Here is a 20,297-nt window from a genome sequence, read left to right on the forward strand (position 1 = left end):
TATGTAACCCCAAAGGGGTAATTATATATTCTATAAATTAATCATGCGTAAGCCAGATTAATCATAAATTAATCAAAATATCCTAGTAACTAATAACCTTACCCCTTTAGGGGTTCCATATTTTTAACTAAGTACCCCCACAAAATCCGGTGAACCCCTTTAGGGGTTCCATAATGACGATATGTACAATTAAACGATGAATTAATCTATGGTAGCCGTAAAAAAAATGTATAAATCACCAATAAAAAATATGTTACCCCTAAAGGGGTAATAAAAAAATAAACGTATCATCATTCTAAAAATATGTAACCCCTAAAGGGGTAAGGGGCAGACCTACATGATAAAAAAAATAAAAATATTTTTTTTATCACCCATCCGAGTATTACGCGCTTAGTATTTTTGATATCAAACATATACCCGCGTTTAACACATTTTGGAGGATTTTTGATAAAATAATTTGCAAAAAAAATTGCAATAATTATTAACTATCACAAATCTAAATTTATACATTTGCCATTATTTAGTTTACCCCTTAAAATTATTTTATGCCGAATACCTATGGCGATATTTATGTGCAGGTGGTGTTTGCGGTTAAATACCGACGAAAATTAATTGACAAATCCTGGAAAGATGAATTAAATAAATACATTACCGGAATAATTAACCGAAAAGGTGTAAAGCCACTGATTGTAAATGCTGCGGAAGATCATATCCACATATTTTTTGCCATGAAATCGCATGTTGTGGTTGCTGATTTGGTGCGGGATGTAAAACGTAGTTCAACGAATTTTATTAATGACAAAAAGTTTTTGGATTGCAAGTTTGAATGGCAAAGTGGTTACGGATTTTTTTCGTATTCAAAAAAACATGTTAGCAGAGTTTATGACTATATCTTAAATCAGGAAGCACATCATCAACAACATTCTTTTGAGGAGGAATATGTTGAATTAATGAAAACTAATGAGGTGGAATTCGAAGAACAATTTTTATTTGACTCCGATGAAAATAAAGGTGCTGGTTAATTATAATACGCAGCTTGTAGTCGCAATTCAAGTAATTTGCAACCACCCCTTTATTCGCCAAAGTGCTTCCAGGCGGCATATGCCACTGAGGCGATTATTTTTTCGTTGGTTTCAAATAATTCTCGGGAATTGCGGACGAACACGCAGATAATCATGTGATTTCCATTCGGGAGTGTAATTATACCGATGTCGTTTACTGCGGCTGTTACGCCGTTATTGTTTTCACCGGAGGTGCCGGTTTTGTGTGCTACTATTGTGGTGTCGGGCAACATGCCTTTTAATCGTTGCGGACCTGTGGTGGTGTTGGTTAGTGTTTGCAGGAGGAATTTATTTGTTGAATCTTTTAATATTGTTCCTGCATAAACCATTTGTAAAATCGTGCCTGCTGCTTCAAGTTTTGTCCAGTTGGCATATAATGTGTCGGGATGTACATGCATGTCGTTTTCGTTTACTTTTATTTGCACATCTGAAATTCCGATGGCATGCATGTAATTATTTACCACTTCGGTGCCACCAATTAATTTTAATAATATATCACATCCATTATTATCGCTTTCGGAAATGGTATATTGTAATAATTCGGCAATGGTTAATTTAATGTTGCCTTCGGGATATTTAACTCTGATTGGGCTCCAGGTGTTTTCCAAAAGGTCTGATTTATTAATATAAATTTCCTGATTTAATTGTAGTTCGCCTTTATCAATTAAATGTAAAACCGTCAGCCCCAAATGTAATTTAAACACGCTCATGAGCGGATACTTATATTCCGGATTGAGCGTAATTGTTTCTCCCGTTTCAATAACTTTTATATAAACTCCAACAACTGCATTTTTATCAGCAATCAATTGTTTTAAATCCTTTTGAAGCGAATCGGTTTGTGCGTTAAGGTTAATTTGAAATAGCATCAAAAACGGTAAAACAAAAAGTAGTCTGAACATCATTTATAAATTTTACAGGTTCAATCAAAGATATGTTTTTTAAAACAATTCAAATTATAGCCGCGCATTTTCCATTCGTCATCTTTCACCACAAAGGCTCGAAGGCCACAAAGTAGCGCTAAGGTTAATGTATTAAACCTTTGTGTTTCTTCGCGGCCTTTGTTTCTTCGTGGTTTCGGCTGTTTAAAAAAGTGCAGTTAATAAAAAATGAAAAATAAATAATCCTAATTCCATCTAAAGCTCTAAACCACTCATCCCTTATTACTCATTACTCATCTTTCACCACAAAGTCTCGAAGGCCACAAAGTAGCGCTAAGGTTAATGTATTAAACCTTTGTGTTTCTTCGCGGCCTTTGTTTCTTCGTGGTTTCGGCTGTTTAAAAAAGTGCAGTTAATAAAAAATGAAGAATAAATAATCCAAATTCCATCTAAAGCTCTAAACCACTCATCCCTTATTACTCATTACTCATCTTTCACCACAAAGTCTCGAAGGCCACAAAGTAGCGCTAAGGTTAATGTATTAAACCTTTGTGTTTCTTCGCGGCCTTTGTTTCTTCGTGGTTTCGGCTGTTTAAAAATGTGCAGTTAAAAAAAATGAAAAATAAATAATCCTAATTCCATCATTAACACCAATCCACTCATCCCTCATTACTCATTTCTCATTTCAAATCACCAATAAAACAGCCGAAACCACAAAGGGCACAAAGAGGCAGCCCACAGAGAAAACACAGAGAGAATATTCGAATAAAATTAAATTTTTATGTAATGGAAATACTATTACGATTAATTCGAATAAACAAACAATTTCTCCGTGCACTCCGTGTGTATTTCCTCTGTGTTGCTCCGTGGTTTCGGCTGTTAAAAAATGTTCATTTAATAAAAAATGAAAAATAAATAATCCTAATTCCATCTAATGCACCAAACCACTCATCCCTCATTACTCATCCCTCATCCCCATACTAAACCCCTGAACTTTTTCGTTAAAGCCGAAACACAAGCTATGAAAACCTTTTATTTCCTCCTATTGGTTTGCTCCTCGTTTTATGGATTTGGTCAGCAAAAAATACTCAGTCTTTACTTTGAAAATAAGGAATATACCCTCACCTCTGCCAACCTGAAAAACCTCGTTCAATACGCCGAAATACTTACCGACAGCAGTATCCTGATTACTGCAATTCAAATAAATGGATACACTGATGAAAAGGCTTCAGATGATTTTAATATTACCCTTTCAAAAAACCGGGCAGAAGCGGTATATAATAATTTAAGCAGTCGAATTCCGGCCAATAGCAGCAATAAAATTAAGGTTCAATGGTATGGTGAAACAATACCTGAAAATCCCCAAAGCGGATATCATTATGGCAAACGTTGTGTAGATATTATTATAACCTACACCCAAGCAAAAGTTGAAGAAATTCCCGTTACCGATAATATTCAGGACCTGCTCGATAAATTAAAAACACCCAAACAATATTTCACTATTGACCCCGACCGTGATACTGTTATTTATGGTAATTATGGAACCGTAATTAATATTCCCGCAGATGCATTTTATATTCCTGAAAGTAAATCGAACGAACAAGTTGAAATTATTTTACAGGAATCCTATACCGTAAGCGATATGCTATTAAATGGCCTCACCACCGTTTCCGGAAAATCGCAATTGCAAACCGATGGTATGTTATATGTGAATGCAAAAATTGGCTCACGCATGTTAACCTTAAAAGATGATAAAGCACTACGCATTTTAATTCCAACCGATTCACTTGTTGAAGGCATGCAATTTTTTACAGGTGCACACGATGCAAATGGAAATTTGAATTGGCAAGTATCGCGTCGTCAATTTAGAAGCATAAACCGATATCAGCTAAATCGGCTTTTAGATCCAAGTATGTTTTCTAAAAAAGTGCGACGTAAAAGTTGCCCCTATTTATTTTGTGGTATGCGAAATGATTTGGGTTTAGTAACTCCCGCTTACACCGAACGCAAATCTTATTACCGAACTAATTGGAAGGCATATTATGCGTACGTTGATAGTTTATGTGTCGCATTTGGTGTTAAAGACAGATATGCACTCAATCGTTTGTTAAATAAACGTCAAGAGAAAGAAGCAAAAACCAATTTTTATATGGTAGAGTCAACCGGTTTAGGATTTATGAACTGTGACCGATTTATTGATTTGCCTGAAGAGCAGAAAACAATTGTTATGGTAGATGCACCATTAACTGATAATGTAGTTGCCTATATGGTTTTTAAATCATTTAAAAGTATTTTACCCACGAATTATGCCAGTGCAAGTAAAATTGGTTTTTCAAATGTAGGCAAAGGAAATACCTGTTATGTGGTGCTCATAAAATATGAAAATAAAACCCCATACTTAAGTATCACCGAATTAGAAATTGCCGAAAACGCCACCGTTCAACCCGTTTTCAACCAAATGACCGAAGCAGAATTAAAGGCAGCCCTAAATAAACTCAATACATAAAATTAGGAGTATACTTTAACAGTTGAGATAATAATTTAAATTTCTTTTTTTTGGAGTAGCAACATCCACCACATCAACAACATCCCTACCGGCTCTTCGCTGCAACAAACAATAAATTCGAATTATCTATATAATTCGGCTGTTTCATTGGTACATCGGTACATTATTACATTGGTACATCAGTTTGTTTCCGCTGCGATCCGGACTAGGAGTACCTGTATCGTTATTATTGAATTAATTGTGCAAATAATTAATTCTTTCAGTTCCAATTAACAGTATGAAATATTAAATGATTCTAACTATAAATTAGCAATTTTACCCGACTGGATAATTTCACCTTTTATGCTCAATGAATAAAAATAAATACCCGTCGGATGTATAAATGGGATTTTATTTGTTTCGGAATTTAATACAATTGATTCAATTTCTTTACCATTAACATCAAAAACAGAAAGGTATAATTCATCTGATATTACAGTTGTAATTATTGTTAGAGAATTACTTTTAGAAAATATTTTAGCCACCGGTTTTGTAACAGGTTCAGTTATTGTTACATAATGCGTTGTGTCTCCTGCGAATATCGCATGATTAGGCATGGTTTCAAATGCATAATCTTTTATTACGAGTGTTCGCCCCAAATCTTTAACATCGCACCGTATCCATCCAAAATGATTATTATTTGCAAAATCTAAAAATGCTATTCCAATATAATGATCGAAAATTGAAAGGGAATTGGATTCATTAAACCAGTGGCAATAAAAGCAATCAGCTGTAAATGTTTCATGTATTTCTTTTTCTGCTAAAAATTGCTCTGCGTTGTTTCTCCACTCAAGATTGCTATCAATTTTTTGACCATTTGATAATGCATATGGGAAGGCCCATGTCCATCCTCCGGAGGAAGTAGAATAATGAACTGTTGTGCCGGCTAGATAATTTTGAGATATAAAAGGTCCTGCTAATAAATCCCTTCTGTTTATAATATGCTCGTATGGAAAAGTTGTAAAGGTGAATGACGAATTCAATACTACAAAATCTATAGTGCCATTATTATCAATATCCAAATAAGCGCCTTCGCCACCGGTATCTAAGACAAAATCCGGGACAACATCAAAATATGTAACCTGTGCCTTTATTACATTGCCTGACAATAAAAAAGCTGAACTCATCATTGAATATTGCATTAATTCTTTTATTAAGCGCTTCTTTTTAATAGCCATGTTTTACCAATTTGTAGTGGTCAACTTTGCCAAAAGTAGTGTTTATTTCAATATTGTAATAGTCATTTGAAAGCTTCGAAATAAACTCTTTACTCAGAATTGGCTGTTTAATCAGCACATCAGCACATTAGCACATCAGCACATTAATTTATTTTATAACTAATCCGCATTTTCATTTTAACAGAATTCGCTGGCAATTCCACCTTTGCGGGCGCTGCATTTTCACTATTTATTGCAGTTGATAACGGATAAAACCTGCGCGCATAATTGATCTTTGTAATCAAAGTATCCAGTGATTTACGCATCGATAGTGTGGTGACATACCATAACTCCGGTTGATGTGTTCCCGGTGCCTGGAAATATACTGATTCTGTAATTTTATTTGATTCGTAAATATAAGTAACCTTAAATTTTAAGGCAGGGTTTACATAGATATGTTTAACAGAATCGTAATTGTAGTAATAATAACTTTTTGATTGCAATTGTTGTAATGTATCATATTCGTAAGTTACATAATAATTTTTATTATGTTCTTCTTTTACATTAAGTTTGGTATTATATTTTGTAGTTACGGTGGAAGTTAGTTTTAAATAATTTCTGATGGTGTCTTTAATATTATTGGTAAAATGATAATTAATTAAGGTTAAGGAGTTGTTGTCGAATACGGTAGAATCCACCACAACTTCGCCTGATTTTTTGCTGACTCTCGTGGCCGTATAATTTTTTCTGGCAACGGAAACAATTTGTTGCGTTGAAAACTGTAAATTGTTGAGGTTAATTATTTTGATGTCACAAACTTGCAAGTTATTGTAATTATTACAATTACATTCCGTTTTTTGGTTTAGTTGTTCCGAAGTATATGCGACATTCCAACCTTTTAGCAAATACAAACTATCGTATGTCACAACCGAATCAATGTTAACCGATGATTTTTTGTCCGCATAAGTATATCTATCCACTTTACCGGCTTTGTTGAAATAATAATTTTTATTATTATACCCAATTTCTGTTATGTAACGCCCATGCATATGTAACTTTTGGTTAAGTATAAGTGAATCAGGAACCATAAAGTTTTCATCCGGTAATTGAGCGTAAGCAGTAGTATAAGCAAATATTAAGGCAAAGGTTAATTGCAGGTGTGGTTTCATGTGGAGTTAACGATGTGGTGAGGGATTTAGTATGTATGATATTCTGATTAATTTTTATGGAAATATATATTTCGATTTATGTGCTTTACCTAACTATTATTTTCATAAAATTAAATATATTCATCCAGCTGTAAAATTAACGTGCATATGCGCTGATAACAGCCTGTTTTATCTTAATTCAGCATTTAAAGTTAAACTAATAACTATTTCTTAATAAACGATAAATGATAAACTAGCCCCGATTGAAGTGGAAACAAACCAATGTACCAATGTGTTAATGTACCGATGTACCAATGAAACAGCCGAATATTATAAATAATTCACAGTTGCGGTTTGTTGCAACGGAAAGCGGGCAACGATGTTGTTTGGTGGGGGGATGTTGATGCTTCAAATTATTAATACTTTTTATTTATACACTGAAGCGCAATATATTTTCTGCTGCAAAAAAAAAGACCCCGCAAGCGGGGCCTCAAAACCAATTTATATCAAAAAAATTATTTAACAAATAATAATTCGCGGTATTTGGCGAGTGGCCATTTGGTGTCGGGTAAATAGCGCTCAAGCATATCGGCGTGTTCGCGAATTTCGTCGAATAATGTTTTTACGTTATTGCAATACGCAAATGCTTTTTCGCGGGCGTGTTCAATGCGGTTGGCGCGTTTGCGTTCCTCTACCATGCGCTCTAAAGCTGCGCGTAAGTGATTTAAATGCAAGGTAATTGTTTTTGCCAGGTCGATTTGTTCTTTGTAATGTTCCTCATTTAAACCAACGGCTTTTAATTTCATTACATTGTCGAGTAATTCATTTTGGTATTCAACAGCGGCAGGTAATACATAGTTGTAAACCAACTCACCATATATACGTGCTTCTATCTGAATTTTTTTGGCGTATTCTTCAAATTCAATTTCCATACGTGCATGCAACTCGCGTTCGCTGAGAATATTATTTTTTACAAAAATATTTTTGGCTCTTTCAGTCGCATAAAAATCAATTGCTTCAGGTGTAGTTTTTACATTATTTAAACCGCGATTTTCGGTTGCTTCTTTTGCCCATTCATCGCTGTAATTATCGCCTTCAAATAAAATATTTTTACTCTCACCAATGTAGCGGGTCAATATTTTAATAATGGCATTGTCTTTATTTTCGCCACCTTTTATTGTAGCGTCAACTTCTTCGCGGAAAGCTTTTAACTGCGCGGCAACAATAGTATTGACCGTAGTCATTGCCTTACTGCAGTTTGCACTGGAACCAACTGCACGGAATTCAAATTTATTTCCGGTAAATGCAAAAGGACTGGTTCTGTTTCTGTCGGTATTATCTAATAATAAATCGGGAATTTTATTATGAATATCCAAACGTAAATCTGCTTTGTCTAAATCGTCGAATGTTTTTGTGTCAACACGATTTTCAATTTCATTTAATACCGAACGTAATGCTGTTCCGATAAATGCTGAAATAATTGCAGGTGGTGCTTCATTTGCTCCTAAACGATGATCGTTGTTTGCACTGGCAATACTTGCACGTAATAAATCGGCATTATCGTGCACTGCTTTAATGGTATTAATAAAAAATGTTAGAAATTGTAAATTGGTTCTTGGCGTTTTACCGGGACTTAATAAATTTTTTCCGGTATCGGTGCTCATACTCCAGTTGTTATGTTTACCCGAGCCGTTAACACCTGCAAATGGTTTTTCATGAAACAATACACGCAATTTATGACGACGTGCTACACGTTCCATTACATCCATTAATAAACAGTTATGGTCAACCGCAATACTGGCTTCTTCAAACATTGGTGCACACTCAAATTGTCCGGGTGCAACTTCGTTGTGACGCGTGCGCAGTGGTATGCCTAATTTATGACATTCCATTTCGTAATCGACCATGTAATTAAATACACGTTCAGGAATTGTTCCGAAATAATGGTCTTCTAACTGCTGACCTTTAGCAGGGTAGTGGCCAACTAAAGTTCTGCCGCAAATACTTAAATCAGGGCGATTTAAAAATAAAGCCTCATCAACTAAAAAATATTCCTGTTCCCAACCTAAAGTTGCGGTAACACGCGTTACGTTTTTATCGAAATACTGACAAACCGGAACAGCGGCTTCATCTAATAAATGTAACGATTTTAATAAAGGTGCTTTATAGTCGAGCGCTTCGCCTGTATAACTAACAAAAATGGTTGGAATACATAAAGTGCTGCCACTGCCTAATTCAAGAATAAATGCCGGTGAGGAAGGATCCCATGCTGTATAACCGCGCGCTTCGAATGTGCTGCGAATACCACCACTCGGGAAACTGGATGCATCAGGCTCCTGCTGAACCAATGCGCCACCGCTAAAAACCTCAATACCTGCTGCGGGACCGCTTGGTGTAAAAAAGCTATCGTGTTTTTCGGCCGTGGTGCCGGTTAGTGGCTGAAACCAGTGTGTATAATGAGTAGCTCCTTTGCTCATTGCCCAGGCTTTCATGCTCGCAGCAACCTGATCGGCTATTTTGCGATCGATTTTCTGGCCATGCTGAATAGAAGCTTTTACACTGAAGTAGGCTTCTTCACTCAGGTGTTTGCGCATAATTTCTTCGCTAAACACATTTGAACCATAATAGTCTGAAATTTTGGTGGAAGGGACTTTTACCTCAATCGCCTCGCGATTAAGCACCTGTTCCATAGCAGAGGACCTGTTTGATATCATTCCGGATTATTTTTCTGCAAAATTATGGCCTTTTTCCGAAAAAACAGGTGATTTGTCCACTTAAAATGTGGAAAATAGATAAAAGGCGTTAAAAATCCGGGTTATTTTGAGGGTATGTGGTTAAAAATGATGTTTCGAGTTTAAATAGTTAATATATAAAAAATTATAATATGTTTTCAGGTTTTAGCTTACAAAGCCTCTAAAAATGCGATTAAAGCAGCACGTTCACCGGCGCTCAGGTTTTTAAATGCAGTAGTTGCCTTTTCAGCTTCACCACCATGCCATAAAATAGCTTCTTCCAGGTTTCTGGCTCTCGCATCGTGTAAAAAGCGGGTATGTCCGTTCGCAACAGCCGTTAAGCCTATTCCCCACAATGGTCTTGTTTTCCATTCGGAACCGCTTGCAAGGTAATCAGGGCGATTATCTGCGAGTCCGGGACCCATGTCGTGTAATAACATATCTGTGTACGGATAAATAGTCTGATTACTTAGCTCAGGAATTCCGGTTGCAATGCCGGTAGTCCACTTTTGGCGGTGACAATTTTCGCAACCAATTTCGAAAAACAGTTGTTTGCCTAACATAACGTTTGGCTTTTCTAAACCCCGTGGGGCAGGAACAGCAAGGGTTTTGGTGTAAAAGGAAGTGATATCTAAAAATTCAAAATCAATTTCCGGGTCATCACCCATGCCATCGTCCTGAATTTGCCCGTAAGCCGATTCAGTTGGAAATAATGTGCTGGTAATACCCATATCGCCACTAAAAGCACCCGCAGTTTGCTGGTCGAGATGCGGCTGATTTGCCTTCCAGCCAAAACGACCAATTTTTGCTGTTGCGCTCACTACATCCCAAACGTAATTTACCTTTCCCGAAATGCCATCACCATTCAAATCAAATTCATCAGCTGCAGCTAAAATATCTGCTTCTGTTATTGCCTCGAGCAAACCGAGTCCGAAGACAGGTGGCGCAGCACGTACCGACAACATTGTTCCCGGCGGAAGTGAAATATAAGTATCTGAAATAGCATACACCGGTCGCAATAAACTATAACTGCTGCCATCAGGGTATTTATAAAATTCTTCTACATAATTAATGTCCACTTTTCCCTCCGGCAAAACTCCAAATACGGCTTTATCTTGTAATTGTCCACCAAAACCGGGTGCCGGATTCGGACCACCATGCGCATCCGTTCCGGGAATACTTACGCGAAAAACACTGGGTTTATCGCCACGGCCATCGAGGGTATGACAACTCACGCAACTTACATCATTAAAAATGGGACCAAGTCCGGCATTATTAGTTGCAGGTGCGGTGACAAAAATGGATTCAAAACTTACATCACCGGCCATGTGTTTTTCAAAAGCCGTTGCACTTAAATTAGGTGCGGGTGTAGAAAATGCACCGGATGTTGCTTCATATAATGTTGTTGCACCACCGGCAGCATATTCATCTTCATTATACCAATTGGTAATTTCCGGATCGGTTGTGCAGCTATAAATAAACATACATAACAACAGCATGCTCATTGATAAAATAAGCATGCTGCGTTTAGCAATTATTGTAATAAAATTAAATCGCATCAATTAATGGTTTTACCTGACTTTGTAATGTTTCCTGTAATTGGCGTACAGATTCCTGTGCTGCGGTAACAGCATCGGGATTTTCGAAAATGGCTTCTGTAAATGTTCCCGGAATGGCATCAATTAAATCAATTGCATTTTGCATTTGTGCTTCAACAAGTGCATTTAATTCAGAGTTTTCAGAAACAATAAATGTTGTTACGCCATCGCCTGAAATCATATATAATCCTGCATATAAATTTTGAATACTGCGAATATTATCAATAAAATCGGCTTTGCTGTTTGCGCTAAAACGACTTTCTTCTAATGTTACATCCAATTGTGAAAGCGGGTCATAAATTTTTCCGTTTGCCACTTCATCAGCAATACCAATCATACCGTTTATGATTTCCTGCATAGCAGATTTCTGACTAACATACATGCTGCCATCTTCACCTGCTTCAGCAATTTCGCTTTGAAAATTTTCACCGGTTACATTCCAGCTATTTTGTAAATCGTTGGTATTACTTTCCAAACTCTGACAGGTTGCAATTAAATATTCAAATTCTCTTGCTGTAAATAAATCAACTGTTTTTTCACCATCTTCACCCCATAATAAAAATTCGATGGTATGAAATCCTTTTAATGTTCCTTCCAGGCCGTCGATATATTCTTTTGATAATACTGCACCACTACCTAATACCGCTTCAAGGTCGACAACATTTACCGGCCAACTGTCAATAGATGGGTCAATACCTTTTGTAGAAACAGGGCCAAATAAAAATCCTTCCGATTGTTCCCAAGGCTTACGTGTATCGCGCCACGCCTGACGTGCAGCTTCGAGGTTTATTGCGGTAGGGCTTGTTTGTAAAGTAGTTACAGCACTTACCAGACTGATACTTTTTGCATGTAAATCAACATAAGTTTCAGTAATTACATGTTGTGCAAGATGATTTAAAATCGGTTGAAAATCATATGTTTCAATATCTGTTGGATCATCTTCTTTACAAGATGAAAGTGGTAATAAGGTTATAGATAAAATGAGACTGCTAAGGAGTATTTTTTGAGTAGTTACCATAATATATATATTTAAAAATTAAAATTTATATGCCAATGCTAAAGTGAATGTATTTTCTTTATTTAAATCGGGGATACCAATTTTACGAATCGTATAATCTGTTTTTACGGCTATATTATTTTGCCAGATATAATTAATGCCCGGACGAATTTCGCTGCGTTCCCAGCGCGGATTGTTAAAAATATCGCCGGTGGTTTTATACATGGAATCGTAATAATAATAACCACAAAAAATATTTAAAACATGGTCAGGTTTATTCAGAGTAGCTAAAACATTATATCCACCTTCAACAAAATAACCTAATGCTGCACTTGCAACAGGAGTACGTTTTACATTTAAATTATTGGATAAATTTCTGTTTGCTTCAGAAATAATTTCTGCATTTTGTAATGAGCCGCTTAACAATAAACCATTTACGGTAAATCCGCCAAATTTTGCATGCAAGTGAATATCGGCAACTTGCACAAATCCGTCTGCGGTAATATCCGGTTTTGGACGATTAGGTGTTGTATTTCCGGTATAAAAACTTATTCCTGTTACAATATCATCACTAAATGCATAATCTGCTCTTGCTGCTATTGCGAATGCTGCTGCATTTACATATTCAAAACGACTTTGATTACCACGTTGAATCCAGTTTGCTGAACTGAATGCTGAATTATCCAATCCGTTGATGAGTGATAATTCGAAGGTGAAATTTTTCCATTCTGCTTCAGCACCAATTCCGTATTCGTACCATTGCGCAGGAATTAATGCCGCTTCCACATTATTATAGGTTGTAGTTAAATAATCGAGCGGTTCACCATAAGCGGCAATATGTCCAACCGGAACATCTAATCTGCCCGCTTTTAATTCCAGCCAGGGTTTTATTTGCCAGGCCAATTCAATTTCTTCAATAATTACTTCGCCGCCTTTTTCAATTTCCATTTCAAACTCTCCGAACTCTTCAAACTTGTCGAATTCCATTGTTGAACCCGTTCCGCCGTGTTCAAATTCAATTTCCATTTCTAGTTTGAGTTTATCGCTGAAAGCATATTCCGGTTCAAAAACCACTCTGTTCAGATCGATATTATTTCGTTTGTCGGGATAAGTTTCCCAATTGAAATTGTTGTAGGTAATTTCTCCATATCCGTGCAGTTCAAACTTTTCGTTGAATGTTTTGGTCGGTTCGGGTGCCGTTTGTGCAACAGCAATTCCTGCAGACAGCAATAGGAGGAGGGTGGTTATTTTGGCTAGGCTCATTATTTAGATTTATTCTAAACAATGCAAAAGTAACCGCACAGTAGCATAGTTTTATGGGGGGAGATGAAAATACCTACTTTATGGTAGTGAGCGCCCTGAAAGCAACTAAGCGCTTATTTTGGGCATTTTGGGTTGGTGTAACCACGTGAGCAAAAGGATAAAAAACAGAGGATACTTCGGTAGCGACTCAGTGTATCGGCATCGGTAACCAGCAAACCGTAAATGAACAGTAGCTCAAAACACACCATTAAAAACATAGCTGCAGTGAGTGAAAACTGTTGTTTTTGTCTGATACTTTTAAATAATAACCACCCAACCAGTAACCAGATTAAGGGTAATTCAATACTTTGATAAAAACGAAATAGATTTTGTGTGTGCAAAATATTGGGACGGAAAAACACATTATTTAGCGCGTAGGGAATTTGTTGCACCACTTCCAATCCGGAATTTCCTATTGTTTGAAAATGATAATCCGGGTCAGGAGCGCCGGATAAAAAATACAATTGTTCCTGCTTAGCATATTGAAAATAATTCCATTGCGGAAAAATAACCGGAATTAAAAAAAACAAAACACCGATAGTTGCTGAACATAAAAAGAAATATTTTGCAGGATTATTTTTTTGGATGAAGGCACGAATCCATAAAAATAACACCAGATTTGCTGCTACTAATAATGCGAGATAATCGCGGATAAAAAATAACAAAAGCAGACAAATCAGCAGTATAAATAATGGTTGCGCAGGGGTTTTGTTGGATTGATTATTCCGTTCAATTTTAAACAGTTGCAGCAAAATTATACCCAGCAGCATAAATACGGGCGCTTCTTTCAAAATTCCACCACTCCAGAAAATGAGGGAAGGCAGGAAAAAAATAAGTGCGAATAATAAATGCACCGCTTTTTTATTTTCGGTAATTTGTCGCACAAAAAATTTAAACAAGGCTGTCGACACACTAATTCCGGCAAACGATAAAATGACAATATTTGCCCAGATATTACCAAACGTAAACACATTTAAAATAGCCAGGAGGCGCACCATGTGGTATTCATTCACATGCCATTCGATGTATAATTCTTTTTGATAGGGGACAAGATGTTCAGGAATGTTTTGCAGGGAACTGCGCGTTAATAATTCAAAATAATGTATTGGATTTTCAAACAGGCTGTTATATACAATAAGGCTGTCGTGATAATACCGCAAACTGTCGCCATGACCAATTACGTTGAGCCAGATATAATAATTGGCAAAACCCAAAATCAGTTTATAAAAAAATGCAGCATACTTCCACACCGGTTTAACCGGACTCAATTTAAAAAAATCGAGACGGACGATGAGATAGAAAGTTATTAGAATCCAGATTACCGGAATAATAATTGTTTGCACCAATCAAAGATAGGAAAATGTATCAGAATAGGGTGCGTCAAATATTACCACAGTAAGCAATAATTTACCTGGCTTTAGCAAACTTGTAGGTAATGTTTTCTGATGTGTTGTATTGAATCAGAATATAAAGTGCTGCAGGCAGCGCATCAATATTAAACTCATTTAATCCTGAGTCAGCCATAAATTCGGTTATGGGCTGACCAATTTCATTAACGATCAAGTATCTGGTTGTATAATCGTTTGTATTATTAATATACAATATATTTTCAGTAGTCCACACATTGGTATGTTCTACATGAAAAGGTGTATTAAAGTTAGGTGCAAGATTGGTGTTCAAGCGAATTGCCGCAAGGAAATTTCTTATCCCATTATATTCCTCAAATCCACTGAGTATAATATCACCATTTAATAAAACGTGCATTTTACGGTTATAACTGAAATAATTACTATTATCTACTTGAAAGGTACCTTCACTTGTAAAAGAAGTGTCCACTTCACCTGATTTTGAAAAACGCGTCAAACTCATATCCATAACATCAGGAAATTCATTGTCACCGGTGTATCCGCTTAAAATAAACTTATCATCTTCCTGAACAAAAATATCTGTAAATTGGGTGTAGTCATCAAACACGTAACTCACAATTCCATCTGTGCCAAAATACGGATACAAAATACCGGATTCCGTATAGGCAGCAATTTTATTATTGCCTGCAACAATTATAGTCCCATCACTCAAAGTGCCAATCGCAGTTAACGTTGATGCACCTAAATCAGTTAACATTTTTCCATTAGAACCAAAAAAGTATCTGTAGTTCCATTTGAAGTATATCGCGCCAAGGCAATAAAATCATTAGTATAACCAGCTAAAAGTATATCACCATCCGCTCCAATTAACATGCGTGTTGCCTGACATTCTACTACACCAAAGTTAGTGAAAGTAAGTCCATTGGTACCGAAACTTTTGTCAATAATACCATTTGCTTTAAATCGAGCCACAAAAAATTGTAACGTATCGCAATCTATTCCGTAACAAGTTGTTCCACCAATTAAAATTTTATAATCAGGGAAAATATGTATTTCAGAAATTGTTGTATGCTGACAAGTTGTTACTTCAGGATACATCCATCCATTTGTTCCGAATGAAGAATCAATTGCTCCATTTGGAGTCATTTTTATAATTACACCACCTAAATATGTTTTTTCATAGATATTATTTGCAGAACCTGCAATATAAATACTTCCATCAACCGCAATATCCATTGAAACAACACTTAGATTTTCTGAATTTATATCCTGTTCGAAATAGTGAATACCGTTTTCTCCAAAACTTGAATCCTGCTGCCCATCAGGTGTTAGCCGAACAATTACATTTAGGTCTATCTCATCAAGATAATGTATCTGTTTACCCAGAAGTAATATTTTACCATCAGGTTGTATTTCACTGTCGGTGCAAACAACCGTGGCTTCTTCAAATTCAAAATAATACACACCCTCGTCAGCAAAAGTTTCATCAATTGATAGCGATTGGGACTGGGCGTTTAATTGCAATAAGCATATTAAAATTAACTGCAATTCTTGTAACAGAGTCCGTCTAAACCTTTTAATTCCACACTGCCTGTTCATTTAGTACTTGGTATTAAAAGTTTAAATGAATTATTTTCTGTCAATTCAACAATTTGAGCGATATATGTTCCGGGTGTTAAGTAAGCAAGGTTAATTTTTACAAGTGCTTCGGTCAAATCGTATGTATTGATTAACTGTCCGGTGATATTATATATATTTAATGTATAATTACCCGGATTTTCAAACATTAAAGAAAGTTCATTTTCGTTCATATCATACACGAATGGACCTGCATTACTGCCATCGGTTAATTTAAAATTATCGGAAGGAAGTGATAATGCGATATTATCATAAATTTCCTTTCCTATTAATCCCACTTTTATTACATATTCGTTTTCAGGTAATAACAGATTACCATCTATGTCTTGCAAAAATTCCGGCAAATGCACATTAATATCACTACCTGAAGGTATAATTGAAATTTTTTGATACGACTCCAATAGTGCAACATCATTTATCGTAAAAGCATCAATTTCATCTGCAGGAATTAAATAAACTTCATATAACTCCAACACCGCTTCGTCGAATACTTTTGGGAATTGAACCTGAATATCCTTAGCCGTTAATGTGTTACCGGCTATGGCAACTTCGGGTTTTACACTTACTGTTTCACAATAGTAATATAATGGCAAATCACTGCCATTCATAGATAAGTTTGAGGCAGTTATACTATCGGGAATAGACAGCACTAAAACATTATAATTATTAAATATATTTAATGGATTGCTACTAACGAGTTGTTGATTCGAATTTAGATTTACCGTGTATGAGCCTGCACCTGTGGGTAATACTTTGGTATAAAATGTTTCGTCATAAACTAACAATTCACTGAGTGGAAAAATACTGCTATCCATAGGCAATACAAAAACCCTGTATTCAGCAACACCAAAATCGTTTTTCGGACAATCAAACTTTGCCGTATAATCTGATAAATCACAATTTTCATTTCCATTTCCATTTACGGTTATTTGAATAGCAGTTTCAGCAGTTGAAATTTTTATTTTGGCATAATTACTTTCAATGGAATTATTACTTTTTAAATTTATTTCGTCATTTGTTAGGGAAACTACAACTGCCTTATAAGGAATATCAGGTACAATCGGATCGTTGTCAGTATCCCTTACCATAATGTTGGCGTAGACACTATGATTACTACCATCCGGTAAAACTGAAATATAATGTTCCGGAGATAGTGATAATAGTATTTCTAATTCAGGATGATTGAACCAATAATCTTTATAAAAATAAACTCGATACTCGGCTATGCCTGATTCGTCATCAGCCTTATTGAATGTTAATCTTAAATCTGTTGCGTCGTTATTTTCTGCTACATCTTCAAATACTAAATTTTCAGCAATTCCCGCTGTTGGCGGCTGAATTAAAATTGAAGTTTCTGCAGTTGCCTCGTATGCATAATCTTGAATAAATAAATAAGGCATGTAAAAATCTAAAGGGTAAACATTATCAAAACTTAAACGCATCCAGCCATAATGTGTGTTACCATCAATTAAAAATTTGATACCTATAAAATTATTATGACTCAGCCACGCATCATCACCCATATAATATGCTGAGGATGTAGGTATAATGGGTGGAAAATTTATTTGGTCTCCGGTTGCCCAAGGTGAGTCAGGACCAACAATATCGCCTTCATGTAATAATGCAATATTAATTGAGGAGGCCATATCGGGATTACTTAAAATGCCATAAAATGATTTAAAATAAAAATTAACACTGAATAACTCAAAATAGGAGTGACCCGAATGTGATGACCATGAAGTATAGGAGTATACATTAAATGATATATCGTTAAAACCATCATGATTTAAATCGTAGGTTAATTCATGGCCATCGTAAATAATCATGTCAGGATCAATATTTTCATATATCACTTGACCTTGTGCATTTGTATTATTTAAAAGGAAAGCCGCTGCCGACGAGCCATAAAGTGCAAGCTTTTTATAATATCGCATGTTTTCCCTCATTAAACTTAAAGTTAAGAATTTTTATCATTTTCATTTTAGCACCGTTACATTTCCCGATTTAACAGCAATAATCCCTGTCACATATTTTACTTCTACTGTGTAAATATACACACCTTCCTGCACCGCAGCACCATTATAAGTGCCATCCCAGCCCGAATTGTTGCCCGGTGCTATATTTTCAGCGCGGTAAATACATTCTCCCCAGCGATTAAAAACTTCAAAATGAACAATTGTTTCGATGGCTAATCCTAATGGTGAAAAATAATCGTTAAGTCCATCGTTGTTTGGTGTAAATGTATTCGGCACAAAAAAATCATCGGGATTTTCATGTATAACAATTATTGTAACTGAATCGATGGCAATACAACCATAATTATTTACTGAAGTTAATACAAATGTTGTATTCTGATTTAACAATGCTTCCGGATCAGCACAATCAGCGCAATTTAATAATGCTGCCGGCGACCAATTAATATCTCCCCCACAAACAGCATGTAAATTTACGCGACTGCCAAATTGTATCGTTTGATCTGTTCCTGCATCAGCATAATTTTGTTCTACTTGTATATTGGTTTGTTGTATGAATGAACATTCATTCACAACATAAGTATAAGTTATATTATAATTCCCTGCACCGCCTGCAAGTAGTGGATCAAATTGGTCTGCAATAACCCCCGGACCACTGAATACGCCACCTTCAGGATATGCCTCGAGTTGAATATTTCCCGCATCTAAACAAATAAACTCAGGAATTAACAAGGTAATATCAGGTGTTGTAGTTTGTGTGAGCGTTGTGGTAATTATGGAATCACATCCGCTGGCAGCCGGTAATACCGTAGTATAAATACCTGCACTATTTACTGTATTTCCATCAGGCAAAATATATTGTTCGTCTGCACAAATATGTGCACTTTGAGCAACGGTTATTTCATTTAAAAATTCAACATGCGTAATTATGGTTGAGTCAACACCGCCTGCAGTTAATAATACAGTTGTATCGGTAATTGCAGTTGAAGTGATGCTGCCATCAGGTAATGTGTATGTATTGCCACTGCATAAAGTGGTATCAATAAAAATTACAGGTGGTGTTACCATTAATCCCACATAAATATCATCAAATAAATATTCACTGCGTGTTGCATTTATGGCAGCAGGTTTGAAAACGGTAACATCTGTTTCATCATCACCATAAAAATTGCCGAAAGTGATATGACTAAAACTTGTTTCAGGCGTAAATAAAAATTCATAATAGGTCCATTCTTCTGTCCAAACCACACCGGGAATTTCCAGTTGCGGCGTTACATCAATTGGGTCGGTTCCAACTTGAACCGGAAAAGTGGTGCTGAAATAAACGCCAACATGATTGGTTCCGGCACCGGAATACCAACCGGAGAACCCATTGGTAATACGAAACGATACCACGTACGTCTGACCAATAATCATCGGTGAAGTAAGTGTTGCAGTAATATATTCCCTATGCAGATAATCGCCGCGGTAAGTGGAAATACCCATTATTGCATCACCTTCATAAGGTGTAACCAGCGCTAAACCTGAATTGGGCAGCTGAGCAACGCTGCTTCCGCCGGTGTGCAGGTAATCGGGACTGCCTTCGCCTGCACAATTAAACCAAAAATGACAATTACCCCAGTCCCCATAAGAATCGGGGAGACCGCTATGGCCCTCAAAACCGGGGTTAGGAACGATATTTTGTGCTTTGATAACGGATACTGTGAGTAGCAAAATCAGCAATAATTTGAATCGAATCGGGAACTGTTTTGTATGGTTTTTGAGTGTGTGCATGGGAAATATTACCTCTTTTCAACATCGAAAATAGGCAGCCCTGCAATAGTGCGTATACGGGAATTAGTGTACTACACCATTTCCGTTGCGAAATGACAGTTTGAGTTAGTAAGCCGAAATTTGTCAAC

14 protein-coding genes are annotated in these 20,297 nt (G+C 36.2%); 2 read left to right on the forward strand and 12 right to left on the reverse strand.

Going from position 1 to position 20,297, the window contains the following annotated elements:
- Positions 1-545: 545 nt before the first annotated feature.
- Positions 546-1,022, forward strand: coding sequence for an IS200/IS605 family transposase (gene tnpA / locus IPI65_12875; GenBank protein ID MBK7442406.1), 477 nt, complete (start codon positions 546-548; stop codon positions 1,020-1,022).
- A 50-nt stretch (positions 1,023-1,072) separates the two neighbouring features.
- Here tnpA and bla read toward each other — a convergent pair whose 3' ends face one another.
- The gene (gene bla, locus IPI65_12880; protein MBK7442407.1) at positions 1,073-1,963 is read right to left on the reverse strand and encodes a class A beta-lactamase, subclass A2; all 891 of its coding nucleotides are present in this window, start codon (positions 1,961-1,963) and stop codon (positions 1,073-1,075) included.
- A gap of 997 nt (positions 1,964-2,960) precedes the next feature.
- On the opposite strand from bla, the gene IPI65_12885 reads away from it, so the two are divergent.
- Positions 2,961-4,445, forward strand: coding sequence for an OmpA family protein (locus IPI65_12885; GenBank protein ID MBK7442408.1), 1,485 nt, complete (start codon positions 2,961-2,963; stop codon positions 4,443-4,445).
- A gap of 299 nt (positions 4,446-4,744) precedes the next feature.
- On the opposite strand, the gene IPI65_12890 is transcribed toward IPI65_12885, so the two are convergent.
- The 11 genes from IPI65_12890 to IPI65_12940 form a co-directional block, all read right to left on the reverse strand.
- Complete coding sequence (locus IPI65_12890; protein ID MBK7442409.1) at positions 4,745-5,662, reverse strand: T9SS type A sorting domain-containing protein; 918 nt, start codon at positions 5,660-5,662, stop codon at positions 4,745-4,747.
- A 143-nt stretch (positions 5,663-5,805) separates the two neighbouring features.
- The gene (locus tag IPI65_12895) at positions 5,806-6,810 is read right to left on the reverse strand and encodes a hypothetical protein (protein MBK7442410.1); all 1,005 of its coding nucleotides are present in this window, start codon (positions 6,808-6,810) and stop codon (positions 5,806-5,808) included.
- 494 nt (positions 6,811-7,304) lie between these two features.
- Positions 7,305-9,503: a glutamine synthetase III gene (locus IPI65_12900; protein MBK7442411.1), complete on the reverse strand. Its 2,199-nt coding sequence runs from the start codon at positions 9,501-9,503 to the stop codon at positions 7,305-7,307.
- 188 nt (positions 9,504-9,691) lie between these two features.
- A complete protein-coding gene (locus IPI65_12905) occupies positions 9,692-11,041 on the reverse strand; it encodes a c-type cytochrome (GenBank protein ID MBK7442412.1) in 1,350 nt (449 codons plus the stop codon).
- A 28-nt stretch (positions 11,042-11,069) separates the two neighbouring features.
- The gene (locus IPI65_12910) at positions 11,070-12,137 is read right to left on the reverse strand and encodes an imelysin (protein ID MBK7442413.1); all 1,068 of its coding nucleotides are present in this window, start codon (positions 12,135-12,137) and stop codon (positions 11,070-11,072) included.
- Between the two features lie 18 nt (positions 12,138-12,155).
- Positions 12,156-13,379: an autotransporter outer membrane beta-barrel domain-containing protein gene (locus IPI65_12915; protein MBK7442414.1), complete on the reverse strand. Its 1,224-nt coding sequence runs from the start codon at positions 13,377-13,379 to the stop codon at positions 12,156-12,158.
- Positions 13,380-13,492: 113 nt separating this feature from the next.
- On the reverse strand, positions 13,493-14,761 hold the full coding sequence (locus IPI65_12920; GenBank protein MBK7442415.1) for a hypothetical protein: 1,269 nt from the start codon (positions 14,759-14,761) through the stop codon (positions 13,493-13,495).
- 64 nt (positions 14,762-14,825) lie between these two features.
- Entirely contained in the window at positions 14,826-15,542 is a 717-nt protein-coding gene (locus tag IPI65_12925; protein ID MBK7442416.1) for a hypothetical protein, read from the reverse strand.
- Complete coding sequence (locus IPI65_12930; GenBank protein MBK7442417.1) at positions 15,536-16,309, reverse strand: hypothetical protein; 774 nt, start codon at positions 16,307-16,309, stop codon at positions 15,536-15,538. The genes IPI65_12925 and IPI65_12930 overlap by 7 nt, the downstream gene beginning before the upstream one ends.
- Positions 16,310-16,380: 71 nt before the next feature.
- A complete protein-coding gene (locus IPI65_12935; protein MBK7442418.1) occupies positions 16,381-18,357 on the reverse strand; it encodes a T9SS type A sorting domain-containing protein in 1,977 nt (658 codons plus the stop codon).
- Between the two features lie 42 nt (positions 18,358-18,399).
- Entirely contained in the window at positions 18,400-20,109 is a 1,710-nt protein-coding gene (locus IPI65_12940; GenBank protein ID MBK7442419.1) for a gliding motility-associated C-terminal domain-containing protein, read from the reverse strand.
- Between the last annotated feature and the right edge of the window lie 188 nt (positions 20,110-20,297).

This window comes from Bacteroidota bacterium, assembly GCA_016706255.1.
In the GTDB taxonomy this organism is placed as follows: domain Bacteria; phylum Bacteroidota; class Bacteroidia; order Chitinophagales; family BACL12; genus UBA7236.